10 protein-coding genes and 1 pseudogene are annotated in these 13,564 nt (G+C 58.9%); 6 read left to right on the top strand and 5 right to left on the bottom strand.

What is annotated here, in order from left to right; genetic code table 11:
- Positions 1–50: 50 nt before the first annotated feature.
- From FFH21_RS18430 to FFH21_RS18440, 3 genes are read right to left on the bottom strand one after another with little or no spacing between them, the layout of a single operon-like run.
- Positions 51–1,208 (bottom strand): M20 aminoacylase family protein, encoded by a 1,158-nt coding sequence (locus FFH21_RS18430; protein WP_004664392.1) that lies wholly within the window; start codon positions 1,206–1,208, stop codon positions 51–53.
- Between the two features lie 4 nt (positions 1,209–1,212).
- Entirely contained in the window at positions 1,213–2,730 is a 1,518-nt protein-coding gene (locus tag FFH21_RS18435; protein WP_004667776.1) for an aldehyde dehydrogenase family protein, read from the bottom strand.
- A 3-nt stretch (positions 2,731–2,733) separates the two neighbouring features.
- Positions 2,734–3,624 (bottom strand): NAD(P)-dependent oxidoreductase, encoded by an 891-nt coding sequence (locus FFH21_RS18440; RefSeq protein ID WP_004660684.1) that lies wholly within the window; start codon positions 3,622–3,624, stop codon positions 2,734–2,736.
- Between the two features lie 172 nt (positions 3,625–3,796).
- Between FFH21_RS18440 and FFH21_RS18445 the strand changes: the two genes are divergently transcribed.
- A complete protein-coding gene (locus FFH21_RS18445) occupies positions 3,797–4,702 on the top strand; it encodes a LysR family transcriptional regulator (protein WP_011169130.1) in 906 nt (301 codons plus the stop codon).
- Positions 4,703–4,804: 102 nt separating this feature from the next.
- A complete protein-coding gene (locus FFH21_RS18450) occupies positions 4,805–6,040 on the top strand; it encodes a zinc-dependent alcohol dehydrogenase (protein WP_011169131.1) in 1,236 nt (411 codons plus the stop codon).
- Positions 6,041–6,284: 244 nt separating this feature from the next.
- Here the strand turns inward: FFH21_RS18450 and FFH21_RS18465 are convergent, their stop codons facing one another.
- Positions 6,285–7,016 carry an aspartate/glutamate racemase family protein gene (locus tag FFH21_RS18465; protein ID WP_002554379.1) on the bottom strand — a complete coding sequence of 244 codons (732 nt, stop codon included), beginning with the start codon at positions 7,014–7,016 and terminating at the stop codon, positions 6,285–6,287.
- A gap of 10 nt (positions 7,017–7,026) precedes the next feature.
- Positions 7,027–7,746, bottom strand: a complete 720-nt coding sequence (locus FFH21_RS18470; RefSeq protein WP_004664388.1) for a GntR family transcriptional regulator — start codon at positions 7,744–7,746, stop codon at positions 7,027–7,029.
- Between the two features lie 344 nt (positions 7,747–8,090).
- On the opposite strand from FFH21_RS18470, the gene FFH21_RS18475 reads away from it, so the two are divergent.
- The 4 genes and pseudogenes from FFH21_RS18475 to FFH21_RS31135 form a co-directional block, all read left to right on the top strand.
- Entirely contained in the window at positions 8,091–9,542 is a 1,452-nt protein-coding gene (locus FFH21_RS18475; RefSeq protein ID WP_004664387.1) for an NCS1 family nucleobase:cation symporter-1, read from the top strand.
- A gap of 334 nt (positions 9,543–9,876) precedes the next feature.
- Positions 9,877–11,949: a PAS domain-containing sensor histidine kinase gene (locus tag FFH21_RS18480; RefSeq protein ID WP_011169132.1), complete on the top strand. Its 2,073-nt coding sequence runs from the start codon at positions 9,877–9,879 to the stop codon at positions 11,947–11,949.
- Between the two features lie 4 nt (positions 11,950–11,953).
- Positions 11,954–12,283: a hypothetical protein gene (locus FFH21_RS30630; protein WP_041924831.1), complete on the top strand. Its 330-nt coding sequence runs from the start codon at positions 11,954–11,956 to the stop codon at positions 12,281–12,283.
- Between the two features lie 221 nt (positions 12,284–12,504).
- A pseudogene (locus FFH21_RS31135) lies at positions 12,505–13,539 on the top strand (cache domain-containing protein); the annotation flags it as partial.
- Between the last annotated feature and the right edge of the window lie 25 nt (positions 13,540–13,564).

Genomic DNA, 13,564 nt, shown 5'->3' on the forward strand with positions numbered 1-13,564 from the left:
CCATTGCCTTCGTGAGCAAGCTCACTCCTACGGCATAGTATGCAAGCCATTCAACTCAGCGGCAGACACTGCTCCACCAGCGATGTCCAGACCGCCACACCCGGTTCGATCACCTGGTCGTTGAAGTCGTAATACGGGTTATGCAACGCCGCCGACGGTTTCTCGCCATCGACGCCCATCCAGATGTACGCACCCGGGCAGGCATGCAGCATGAAGGCGAAGTCTTCGGAGGCCATCGACGGGTTGCAGCCCCACTGCACGTTGTTCTCCCCCACCGCGGCGACCGCTGCGCGGCGGATCGTAGCAGCAGCATCGACGTGGTTTTCAGTCACCGGATAACCCACGTTGTAGACCAGTTCGCCACGCACCCCGAAGGCCGTCGGCAAACGCTCGACGAACTCGCCAATCAGCTGCTGAACCTTCTCGCGCACCGGCGTTTGCAGACAACGCACCGTGCCGCGCAAAACAGCGGTTTCCGGAATGACGTTGATGGCTTCACCGGCGTTGAACTGAGTGATGCTGACCACCGCAGAATCCAGTGGCGACAGACGACGGGAAACGATGGTCTGCAGCCCGAGCACCAGTTCGGCAGCCGCCACAATCGGGTCATTGCCCTTGTCCGGCATGGCCGCATGGCTGCCCTTGCCAGTCAGGGTGATTTCGAAGGTGTCCAGCGATGCCATCATCGGCCCTGGATTGATGACCACCTTGCCAGCAGGCACGCCCGGCCAGTTGTGCAAACCGTAGATCGCTTCCATCGGAAAGCGCTCGAACAGACCGTCTTCGATCATCCGTTGCGCGCCGCCGAGGTTTTCCTCGGCAGGCTGAAAGACAAAATGCACCGTGCCGGCAAACCGGCGGGTTTCCGACAGGTGCCGGGCGGTGGCCAGCAGAATTGCCGTATGGCCATCGTGTCCGCAGGCATGCATGCAGCCCTTATGGGCCGACTTGTGCACGCTGTCGCCCAGCTCCTGAATAGGCAGGGCGTCCATGTCGGCGCGAATGCCGATAGTCGGGCCGTCGCCATTGCGCAGGGTGCCGACCACGCCAGTACCGCCCAGACCGCGGTGCACCTGAATGCCGAAGCTACTCAGCAGATCAGCCACCTTGTCCGAGGTTTTCAGCTCCTGAAACCCCAGCTCCGGCGCAGCGTGGATCGTGCGGCGCCAGACAGTTGCTTCGTCGATCAGTGTCTTTGAAATAGGCATGTACTTACTCCAGACTCGCGCCGTAGCCAAAACTGGCGGCAGGCTTGGCGGCGGTTTCGACCCAGACGCTTTTCACTTCGCTGTACTCGCGCAGCGCATCCAGACCCGAAGAACGGCCATAACCACTTTCACCATAGCCGCCAAACGGCGAGCTGACGTGGATAGTCTTGTAGCCGTTGACCCAGAACGTCCCGGCACGCACCTGTCTGGCAACGCGATGGGCGCGCCCGACATCACGGGTCCAGACGCCACCGGCCAGACCGAAACGGCTGTCGTTGGCGATGCGGATCGCGTCTTCTTCATCCTTGAACGGAATCGCTACCACCACCGGGCCGAAGATTTCTTCCTGCGCACAATTCAGCTCGTTGGTGCCCGCCAACACCGTCGGGTTGACGTAATAACCCGGCTTGTTCGGGATCGGATCAGCCTGCTCGCCAACCAGTCTTGCGCCGTCTTTCAATGCGCGCTCGACCATGCTCTTCACATGGTTGTACTGCTTGGCATTGTTGATCGGGCCGATCTGGGTGTCCGGGTCGCCGGGGTCGCCGACCTTGAACTGAGTCGCCGCCACCGCCAGCGCGTTGGTGAACTTCTCGAAAATCGATTCCTGCACCAACAGCCGTGAGCCGGAGACACAACTTTGCCCGGCACCGGAGAAAATCGCCGCCTGAGCGCCACGCAAGGCCACTTCCAGATCCGCATCGTCGAATACGATGTTGGCTGACTTGCCACCCAGCTCCAGCACCGCGGGAATACAGCGCTGCGCCGCAGCCACGGCGATATGCCGACCGGTCGCTGGCGAGCCGACGAACACCACTTTGCGGATGTCAGCCTTGGCAATGAACGCCTGGCCGATGGAATGGCCGAAACCGGCAATCACGTTGACCAGCCCTTTCGGTACGCCCGCGCGCTCAATCAGCACACCGACCATCAAAGAGCTCAGCGGTGTCAGTTCCGACGGTTTGAGGATGACTGCGTTACCCGCCGCAATCGCCGGGGCGATCTGCCAGCCGCAGGTGAAGATCGGCGCGTTCCACGGGGTGATCTGCAACACCGTGCCCAGCGGTTCGTAGGTCACGTAGTTGAGGTGGGTGGTCGGCACCGGGATGATTTCGCCATGCAGCTTGTCTGCCCAGCCGGCGTAATACTCGAACATTTCGGCTACCTTGAGCACTTCAACGCGGGCATCGCGGATCGGCTTGTTGGCGGTCAGGGATTCGATCTGCGCAAGATTTTCCAGTTCTTCACGAATCAGATTGCCTACCTGATACATGGCGCGACCGCGCGCCTGAGCGGTCAGCGCCCACCATTGCTGCTGCGCAGCCTTGGCCGCCTTGTCGGCGATGTCGACCAACGACTCGTCAGCGTCCGGAAAGCTCAGCAACAGGCTGTCGTCATGGGCATTGCGCACTTCAACCGGCGCGCCGTGGCCTTCAATGAACTGGCCGCCGACGTAGCTGGCAATGACACTGCGATCGCCCCAGTAAGGACGCATCAGTTCAAGAATTTTTGCAGTGCTCATCGCTTATTCTCCATGACCGTAAAGTTTGCCATCGGTGCGTTGCACGATGGCGCAGAAGTCTTCGTTGTCCGCCAGGGTTTCACTGCTGGCCTGCCACAATTGCGCGACGACGCGCGACAGCGGCAGGTCCATGTCGAGGCTGTCCGCCAGATCGCTGGCCAGGCCGACGTCCTTGCGCATCAGGCCCATGGTAAAACCCGAGTCATAGGCCTTGTTGAGTACCCAGGTCGGGAACATCACTTGCGTGGCACCGCTGCGTCCGGAACCGGCATTCAGGCCCTGCAGAAGTTTTTCCGGATCGACACCTGCACGCGCAGCCATAGCCACGGCTTCGGCAGTGCTGATCAGGTGGCAGGCGGCGAGCATGTTGTTGGCGATCTTGGCCACATTGCCTGCGCCGCACTGGCCGACGTGCACGCGTGTGCCGCTCATTCCTTCCAAAATCGGCATGGCGCGCGCAAGATCGGCATCTTCAGCGCCGATGACCATCGACATGGTGCCGGTAGCTGCGCCTTTCGGGCCGCCCGAGACAGGTGCATCGATAAAGGCAATGCCGGTTTTGGCCAGTTCGGCGGCGACCTTACGGCTCATTTCCGGTGTTGATGTGGTGGTATCGACCACGATCAAGCCCTTGCGACCGAACTCGCTGATACCGCCCGCACCGAGACACACCGACTCCACATGCTCGGCCTTGGGCAGCGACAGGATCAGAATATCCACGCCTTGAATCAGTTGTTTGCGGTCGGCAACCGGCTTGACGCCTTTGCTTTCAGCCTGGGCCAGCGCAGCCTGCGACAGGTCGAAGCCGCTGACATCAAAGCCCTTGCCCGCCAGCGTGGCAGCCATGCCGCCGCCCATGTTGCCCAATCCGATCACACCTGCTTTCAAAGTCATGTCTGCATCCCGGTCAAAGGTTTTGTACGAATTCGAGAACGACGCTGCGAGCCTTGTCGGCGAGCAATGTGCTGATGATCCGAGTATGGACAGCGCTCTCACCTCTCAGCAATAATCCTCAAATCGAATTTATGTTGCCTTTAGCGCAACACAGAGTCTCTACAGGAGCCTTATGAGCCTGGTGCAAGATCGACGCATCCTGTATTTCTTCGAAGCCGTGCGGCTGGGCAGCGTCAGGGCTGCCGCCGACTTCCTCAACGTCGCGCCCTCGGCGGTCAGCCGCCAGATCGCGCAACTGGAACAGGAGCTCGGCTCGCCATTGCTCGAGCGCCATCGCCGAGGGGTCAAACCCACTGAAGCAGGCGACAAGGTGCTGGCCTACTACCGCCAGCGACTGACGCAGCAGGAGGTCCTGCTGGATTCGATCCAGGCGCTGAAGGGCCTGCACAGCGGCTCGGTGACATTGGTATCCGGAGAAGGTTTTCTTGAAAGCCTCGCCCAGCCGCTGGCCCGGTTTTCCGAGCTGTACCCGCGCATCGAACTGCTCGTGAACGTTTGTGGCAGCAACGAGGTGATTCGCCAGGTGGTGGAGGACGAAGCGCATATCGGCCTGGTCTTCAAACCCGCTGCCGACCCGAAAATCCGCTCTCACGCCCATCAACGCAAGCCAGTGTGCGTGATCACCGCACCCGATCATCCGCTGACGCAAGAGCAGGCTCCGATAGAGCTGCGGGCACTGGAACACTACCGTGTCGCGCTGCCTGCTGTGTCTTATGGTATTCGCCAGATTCTTCTGCAGGCCGAACATCAACTGGGTATTACAGTGCAGCCGACACTGACCTGCAGCACCTTCGCCATGCTCAAGCATTTCGCCATGCAGGGTGGCGTCACGCTGTTGCCGACCTTTGTTGTGGAGGAGGAGATAAAGGCCGGAAAACTGCGCGCCCTGCCCTTGCAGCATGAGGTGTTCAGCAGCCCGCAGACGCATTTGATCAGCCGTCTGGGTCGGCAGCTCAGCGTCGGTGCCAACCGCCTGATGGGCATGCTGTTGCGGGACATGACGGCGTTTCGCAATTGACCTACCGTTAGTCCCGCTTCGACCAATCGCGCTGAACCAACAAAATCCTCATGGTTCATCTTCAGTACGGATCAGAACTTCTGCTGCCATCGAGGATTAATCATGAGAGCTTTGACTTACCACGGCGCGAACAGTGTGAAGGTCGACACAGTGCCGGACCCGGAAATACAAGAAGCTGACGACATCATTTTGAAAGTCACCGCGACCGCAATCTGCGGCTCTGATCTGCACTTGTATCGCGGCAAGATACCCACGGTGGAACACGGCGACATATTCGGCCATGAGTTCATGGGCATTGTCGAAGAGACTGGCCCGGCGGTCACCGCTGTGCAGAAAGGTGATCGTGTAGTGATCCCTTTTGTGATTGCTTGCGGCAGCTGCTTTTTCTGCAACATCGACCTGTTCGCAGCCTGTGAAACCACCAACACCGGGCGCGGCGCGATCATCAACAAAAAGTCCATTCCGCCAGGGGCAGCACTGTTCGGTTTCAGTCATCTGTATGGCGGCATTCCCGGCGGTCAGGCTGAGTACGTGCGCGTGCCAAAGGCCAATGTCGGCCCGTTCAAAGTGCCGGGCACACTGGCTGACGAGAAGGTTCTATTCCTTTCCGACATCTTGCCCACTGCCTGGCAGGCGGTAACCAATGCGGGCATCGGCCAAGGTTCGAGCGTTGCCATCTATGGCGCTGGTCCAGTGGGTCTGATGAGCGCCGCATGCGCGAGAATGCTCGGCGCCGAGAAGATATTCATGGTCGATCACCATCCGTATCGCCTGGCCTACGCGCAGAAAACCTATGGCGTGATCCCGATCAATTTCGATGACGACGATGACCCGGCCGACACCATCATCCGTCAGACAGCTGGCATGCGCGGCGTGGACGGTGTGGTCGATGCAGTCGGTTTCGAAGCCAAGGGCAGCACCACCGAAACCATTCTGGCCACGCTGAAACTGGAAGGCAGCAGTGGCAAGGCATTGCGTCAGTGCATCGCAGCGGTAAGGCGTGGCGGCGTAGTGAGCGTACCGGGCGTTTACGCAGGGTTTATCCACGGTTTCATGTTCGGCGATGCGTTCGACAAGGGCCTGACGTTCAAGATGGGCCAGACCCATGTCCATCGCTTCATGCTTGAACTGCTCGAGCACATCGAAGCCGGACGACTCGAACCGGAAGCCATCATCACCCACCGCATGTCGCTGGAAGATGCTGCGAAAGGTTACAAGCTGTTCGACAAGAAGGAAGAGGATTGCCGCAAGGTGATTCTGACTCCGGGCAACAACACCATTGTGGTGCCAGACGCCACGACAGAAGAGCTGGTTGCGGGTGGCGTGCCAGCCATGTGAGGCGCACCCTTGGTGCTCAAGATCGGACGCAGAGCGTCCAGAAGTGCGCTACCACGCGGAGCGTGGGAGCGATCGCCACACGCTCCGTCGCTAGAGAATGCGGAGCGTCCAGAAGATAGTGGTCGTTGAGACTATCGTTCCCTACGCTCCAGCGTGGGGATGTCGTTCTGGACGCTCTGCGTACGATCTTTGTGCCGCGGAGCATCACACAAAGCGTGTGTCAGTGCATTTGCGGACGCACATTTTATCGGCTCAGGTAGGCAAATCGCCCTTTGAACGGTTTGCCGATGGGGTCGGCCAGGTCGCCGTGCTTGCTGGTACTCAGCCCAAGGTCCACCAGCGACTCTGCCAGTTTCACCGCCGCCGCCACGCCGTCGATCACCGGCAGACCAATCGCTTCACTCAATTGCCTGCCCAAATCCGCCATCCCGCCGCAGCCCAGTACAATGGCACCTGCCCCCTCTTCATCACGTGCCCGGCGAGCCTGTTCGGCCATGCACTCGATCAGTTCGGGCCCGCTCTCTTCCAGCGCCAGTACGGGTAGGTCGATACAACGTACCGAGGTACACAGTTCGCTGAAGCCATAGCGCTGCAACAGGTGCTCGGCGATGATCCGCGTTCGGGTCAGCGTGGTGACCACTGCGAAGCGGGTGGAAATCAGACTGGCCATGTGGAAAGCCGCTTCGGCAATGCCGATCACAGGTGCGCTGGCGTACTCGCGGGCTGCCAGCAGACCAGGATCGCCGAAACAGGCGATGATGTGCGCGTCGACCTGTTGCTCACGGCCTTTGCGTATCTCTTCCAGCACGCCAAGGGTCGCTATCGCTTCGTCAAAATGGCCTTCGATAGACACCGGGCCATCATCGGGACTGCACGCAAGAATCTGCGTACCGGGGCGTGCAATGGCTTGCGCCGCGAGGCCAATCTTGTGGGTCATGGCTTCGCTGGTGTTGGGGTTGATCACTTGAATACGCACCGGAACTCCTTCAGCGCCGTTTGAAAATGCTATGAAAATCTACTGTCTCGCTCACCGGTGCATCTACATTCAGGCTGGCGCGGATACGGCGCAGATGCTCGGCCATCCACTCGCGGGCCTGCTCACCCTGCCCGGCTTCGAGCAAGGTCAGCAAGTCAACGTGCTGACCACACTCACAGCCGACGCTGCGCCGCGAACCGTACACCGCCACGATCAGCGAAGAACGCGTAGTGAGCTGCGCGACTTGCTCGGTCAATACCTGATTGCCCGCCAACGCGCTCAATTGCACATGAAATCTGGCCGACAACTGAATAGCTTCGCTGTGACGCCCGGCGTGTTGCGCCTCATGTTCCTGTTCACAGAGCGCACGCAGTGATTCCAGACGCTGACCGCCTGCCCGTGCGGCGATATCGGCCATCAGCGCGGGTTCGATCAACTGCCTGGCACCCAGCACATCCTGCGCTTCCTGCGCCGACGGTTGCGCGACCTCTGCGCCGCGCTTGGGACGCAAGGTCACCAGCCGTTCCAGGGCCAGACGCTGCAAGACCTTGCGAATGCCGGTCCGGCTGATCTCGAACACTTCAGCCAATGCGTCCTCGGGCAAACGCGTGCCTGGCGCAAGCCGGTGCTCGACGATTGCTTCCAGTACGTGCTGATAAATTTGCTCGTCGCGGCCTTTTTCATCGGCAGCGGGCGTCAGGAACAAGGGAGCGCTGGCAGTTCGAGTCATGGTTTCAGATCACTTTTTCGGTACAGATCGTATACAGGAATAGTGCCCGATGTACCACTTGATGAATAGCGCTATCTAAGCCGCCAAGCAACGCCTCTGGGCTGGGCAGCCTGCAAAATAGCACCGAAAATGGGCCATTGCGCTCCGTTAGTGTGCGCTTTAAACGCTATGACGGACGTGCCCACTGTGCTGACTTTTCTGGACTGGAACGCCAGCTGGCATAGCGCGCATTGACTTTTTGCCTATGAAAAAACGTATGGCACATCTTTTGCGTACACGATCATATACAAAAATATCATCGATCGTACCCCGATCCCGCCACGATCCATCGAGGGAGTAACGCTATGACAGACCAACGCCCGGCCGGATACAGCCCGCGCCTGCACAACCATGATCTGGGGCCGGTGCCGCAGAAGTGGACCTGGTACAACATTCTGGCGTTCTGGATGAGCGACGTGCACAGCGTCGGCGGTTACGTTTTCGCCGCCAGCCTCTTCGCGCTCGGCCTGGCCAGCTGGCAAGTGTTGATTGCGCTGCTGGTGGGCATCTGCATCATTCAGGTGATTGCCAATCTGGTCGCCAAACCCAGCCAGCAAGCCGCCGTGCCCTACCCGGTCATCTGCCGCCTGGCCTTCGGGGTATTCGGTGCCAACATTCCTGCAATCATCCGCGGGCTGATTGCAGTGGCGTGGTACGGCATTCAAACCTATCTGGCGTCCAGCGCACTGGTGATCGTGGTTCTACGCTTCTTCCCGGAACTGGCTGCGTATCAGAACCTGACCTTTCTCGGGTTGTCGTGGCTTGGCTGGTTCGGTTTTCTGGCGTTGTGGGTGGTCCAGGCTGCTGTGTTCTGGACCGGCATGGAATCGATCAGACGCTTCATCGACTGGGCCGGTCCTGCCGTTTACGCGGTGATGTTCGCGCTGGCAGGCTGGATTGTCTGGCGCGCCGGTTGGGATAACATCAGTTTCACCCTGGCTGAAAAAGAGTTATCCGGCTGGGCGGCGTTCGGGCAGGTGGTCATGGCCATCGCGCTGGTGGTCTCATACTTCTCCGGCCCGACGCTGAACTTCGGTGATTTCAGCCGCTATTGCCGCAGCATGGCCGACGTGCGCCGCGGCAATTTCTGGGGCTTGCCGGTGAACTTTCTGGCGTTCTCGCTGGTGACGGTGGTGATTGTCTCGGGCACGCTGCCGATTTTCGGTGAAATGATCCACGACCCTATTGCCACCGTAGCGCGTATCGATAACACCACCGCCGTGCTGCTCGGCGCATTTACTTTCGTGACCGCCACTGTCGGCATCAACATCGTCGCCAACTTCGTTTCCCCGGCCTTCGACTTTGCCAACGTGGCCCCCAGCCGCATCAGCTGGCGTGCAGGCGGCATGATTGCTGCCGTAGCTTCGATCTTCATCACGCCCTGGAACCTGTTCAACAACCCTGAAGTGATTCATTACACCCTGGACGTGCTCGCGGCCTGCATCGGCCCACTGTTCGGCATCCTGCTGGTGGATTACTACCTGATCAAGAAGCAGCAGATTGATGTCGACGCCCTGTTCAATGACACGCCAAGCGGTCGTTACTGGTACACCAATGGCGTGAACTGGATTGCGGTCAAAGCGCTAGTGCTGACGGCGCTGGTGGGCCTGTGCTTTACCTTTGTCGAGTGGTTCAAGCCCATTGCCAACTTTGCGTGGTTCACCGGGTGCATCCTGGGTGGCGCGCTGTTTTATGTGATGACCCGCTGGTCGCCCGTGCAGACTGCCAACCTGCCTGCGCCTGTCGGCCAGAACTAAGAGCTGCTGTAGAGGCGCTGGCACCTGACCGGGACCAGCGCCTGCACGTTACACAAACACCGGTCGCCTCGCGAAATCAGCGCTTTCAGCTGGCTCGGCAAGCCCGATATGACCTGAAAGCACTGCCCAGACTGCCTCCGTAGAAAATACTGCACTTATCAGATGATATTAATTTAATATCACTCTCAGGCCAAACCCATGGAATGATGAAGTGTCACTGATCGCCTGTAAGGCCTGGGGCACAAAATAGAATAAAATTTGTACAACTTTCAGGCCGCTGCGCTGCCCTATGACTGAGTCTTTGTGAACCAGGCGTTCAAGTGGGTCGATAGTGATGAGCAATGATGTTTCCGGCGGCATGCCATTCGCCCCCCAGCCACTCCCGCCTTCAGAGCAGGAAGCGGTCGAGCAGCTACAACTCGCCCTTGATTCAGGGGCAGTTGTCGGCACTTGGGTGTGGGACATCATTGCCGATCAGTTGACCGGCGATGAGCGTTTTGCCCGGACCTTCGGCTTGTGCCCGAAGCTGTGCGCCAAAGGCTTGCCACTGGAGCTGGTGATAGCCTCCATTCATCCCGACGATTCGGCCAGAGTCGACAAGTCAATCGAGGACGCGCTTCAGAACAGCGAAACCTACCGATGCGAATACCGGGTTCTGCATAAAGACGGCCTTTATCGCTGGGTTGAAGCCAGCGGAAAAATCGAGCGTGATAGTCGCGGCAAGCCTGTTCGCAGTCCGGGCGTATTGCTTGATATAGACAGCCGTCGCATAGCTGAAGACGAGCGCGACCGGCTCAACGAATTGCTGAGGATATTCACGGCTGCCGTTCCGGGCGTTGTCTACGCCAAGGATCTCGAAGGTCGCATGCTGGTCGCCAATCGTGGCACCGCTGAACTGATCGGCAAGCCGCCCGAGTTTTTCATCGGCAAGACGGACCTGGAGTTTCTGGATGATCAGCAACAGGCACGGGTGCTCATGGAAACCGACCGCCGGATCATGCAGAACAATGTCAGCGAACAGATCGAAGAACAGGTCAACCTGCCTGACGGCTCTGCAGCGACGTGGCTCTCGACCAAAGCGCCCTTGCTCGATGAAAACGGCGAGGTGATCGGTCTGATCGGCTCGTCTGTTGATGTCACCGCCAGAAAAAAAGCCGAAGAAGCGGTCAGAGAACTCAATCAGACACTCGAACAGCGCATCGAACAAGCCGTTTTCGAACGTGAGCAGATCGAAGACGCCTTGCGCCATTCCCAGAAGATGGACGCCGTCGGACAACTGACAGGCGGCATCGCACATGACTTCAACAACCTGCTGGCCGGCATTTCCGGCAGCCTTGAACTGATCACCAAACGACTGGCTCAAGGCCGTGTCGGTGATGTAGACCGGTACGTGTCGGTCGCTCAGGGCGCAGTACGGCGCGCGGCTTCGCTGACTCACCGGCTGTTGGCGTTTTCGCGGCGTCAGAACCTGTCCCCGAGAGTCACCAACGTCAACGTGTTGATTCAGGACATGGAAGAACTTATTGCACGCACGGTCGGCCCGGAGATAGATATAAAAGTCGTCGCCCACGATGACTTGTGGCCTGCACTGATCGATCATGCCCAGTTGGAAAGTTCGTTGCTGAACCTGTGCCTGAACGCCCGTGATGCAATGCCCAGTGGCGGGCGCATCGTCATCGAAACAGCCAATGCGTCCATTGAAGAATGTACCGACCCTGATCACGGCATTCCTGCCGGCGAGCACTTGAGCATCCGCGTCACAGATACTGGCATGGGGATGAGCCCGGACACCGTCGCCAAGGCGTTTGAACCGTTCTTCACCACCAAACCCATTGGCGCCGGGACCGGCCTGGGCCTGTCGATGGTCTACGGTTTTGTGCGCCAGTCCGGCGGTCAGATCCGCGTCGAGTCGGTTGAAGGTCAGGGCACCAGCGTGGTCATGCACCTGCCACGCCATATTGCTGAAAATGCTCCACGCGCTGCCGAGCCCGAAATAACCGAAGAGCCAGCGCACCACACCGGCGAAACCGTTCTGATCGTTGATGACGAGCCGTCGGTCAGAATGCTTGTCGCCGAGGTGATCACCGGCCTGGGCTACAACTGCCTGGAAGCAGGCGACGCTCAGTCAGGTTTGCAGATCCTGCAGTCAGATACCCGCATCGACCTGCTCATCAGTGACATCGGTTTGCCGGGCGGCATGAACGGCCGGGAAATGGCTGACGCTGCGGGCGACTGCCGACCGGGGCTGCCGACCCTGTTTATCACTGGCTACGCCAAGACTTCAGTGCTGGACGACTGCCACCTGCGGCCCTGCACACAAGTTTTGACCAAGCCGTTCGGGCTGGATGCGCTCGCCGGGCGAGTGACAGGCCTGATCGGCGCGGATGCAGCCACTCGCTGCTATTGATAGCGTGCACCCTACGACACCCGATGGCCGGTATTTTGTGGTCAAGGGACAACTCTGGCGATGTTCCAATCCGTCCCTGAGCGAAGAGGTTCGTCAGCTATTAGTGAATGAGTTGATGGCTGCCCGGCGCGAGGTCAAGGCAGCCAAGGCAAGCGCGGATTCAGATGCACTGAAAGCCGCCCGGGCCGGGGTTCACCAGGCCAAGGTTGCACTTGGGGAGCGCGGCGACGTCTGGTGGACTGACGGGGCCAGGGATTTCAATCGGTGCAATGTGGAAAACACGCCATATGCGCAGTGGTATGAAGTGTCAGAAGCACAACGATCGACTAAGTAAACGCCTTCGATACAGCGGCAAACCTCATTCATTACTATTCACCGCCCCGCTTGATCATCGGATTAGGCCTGGCCTTGCCCCTGAGGCGCTGTGATAGACGCTCCGCGAAGCATTTATATGATAACCAGCATTCATTTTAATCGGCGCGCCCGCCGATAAACCGCTATTGCTTTCGCTGTACTTCACCTCTCGGCACTCCCCCTCTAAAGGCCCTTATCGGCATGACAAAATCGCTAAAATTCAGCCATAAAATCCTGTTGGCGGCGTCTCTCGTAGTGATCGCCGCATTCACCCTGTTCACGTTTTACAACGACTATCTGCAACGCAACGCCCTGCGTCTGCAATTGAAGGAGAACCTGAATCAGACGGGTGACAGCACCGCAGGCAACATCCGCAACTGGCTTTCAGGGCGAATTCTTCTGGTAGAGAACCTGGCGGAAAATGCGTCTTCGCCGCAATCAACCGACGCGCAGAATCTTGCCCTCGGCCAACCCACACTTATCGCCACCTTCATGAGTATTTACCAGGGTAAGAGCAATGGTTCTTTCGTCACTCAGCCTCCTGATGACATGCCGGCCGACTATGACCCCAGGACCCGGCCGTGGTATGTCGATGCCGTGCGCGCAGGCAAGACGATCCTCACCGAACCGTATCTGGATGCTGTGACCAAAGGGTTGATCGTGACCCTTGCCACACCGGTCAAAAGTGCATCGGGTGTATCCGGGGTCATTGGCGGTGATCTGAGCCTGGAAATACTGGTGAAAATGATCAGTTCGCTGCGCCTTCATGGCGACGGCTACGCGTTTCTGGTCGATGCGAATGGCCGCATTCTGGTCCACCCGGACACTTCGCTGGTAATGAAAACGCTGGCAGAAGTCTACCCGGCGAATACGCCGAAATTGTCCCAGGACCTGAGCGAAAGCGAGCATGCCGGAAAAGCTCAGATTCTTACGTTTGCCCATGTAGACGGGCTGCCTTCCGTCAACTGGTATGTGGGCGTGGCGATGGACAAAGAGATCGCCTATGCATCACTGGGCGAGTTCAGAAACTCGGCCATCGTGGCGACTGTCATTGCGGTGGTGCTGATCATCCTTCTGCTGGGAATGCTTCTGAGCGTACTGATGCGGCCGCTCAACCTGATGGGCCGCGCCATGCACGATATCGCTGCCGGCGAAGGTGATCTGACCAAACGCTTGACGATTCAGAGCGAAGACGAGTTCGGGTATCTGGGCAACGGCTTCAACCTCTTTGTAGAACGAATCCACGACTCGATGCGTGAAG

The organism is Pseudomonas sp. KBS0707 (genome assembly GCF_005937945.2).
Lineage (GTDB): Bacteria > Pseudomonadota > Gammaproteobacteria > Pseudomonadales > Pseudomonadaceae > Aquipseudomonas > Aquipseudomonas amygdali.

Excerpts from the sequence above, each read along its gene's own strand:
- FFH21_RS18480 (WP_011169132.1), top strand. The coding sequence starts at position 9,877 with ATGAGCAATGATGTTTCCGGCGGCATGCCATTCGCCCCCCAGCCACTC.
- FFH21_RS18435 (WP_004667776.1), bottom strand. The coding sequence starts at position 2,730 with ATGAGCACTGCAAAAATTCTTGAACTGATGCGTCCTTACTGGGGCGAT.
- FFH21_RS18440 (WP_004660684.1), bottom strand. The coding sequence starts at position 3,624 with ATGACTTTGAAAGCAGGTGTGATCGGATTGGGCAACATGGGCGGCGGC.
- FFH21_RS18470 (WP_004664388.1), bottom strand. The coding sequence starts at position 7,746 with ATGACTCGAACTGCCAGCGCTCCCTTGTTCCTGACGCCCGCTGCCGAT.
- FFH21_RS18430 (WP_004664392.1), bottom strand. The coding sequence starts at position 1,208 with ATGCCTATTTCAAAGACACTGATCGACGAAGCAACTGTCTGGCGCCGC.
- FFH21_RS18445 (WP_011169130.1), top strand. The coding sequence starts at position 3,797 with ATGAGCCTGGTGCAAGATCGACGCATCCTGTATTTCTTCGAAGCCGTG.
- FFH21_RS18450 (WP_011169131.1), top strand. The coding sequence starts at position 4,805 with ATGAGAGCTTTGACTTACCACGGCGCGAACAGTGTGAAGGTCGACACA.
- FFH21_RS18475 (WP_004664387.1), top strand. The coding sequence starts at position 8,091 with ATGACAGACCAACGCCCGGCCGGATACAGCCCGCGCCTGCACAACCAT.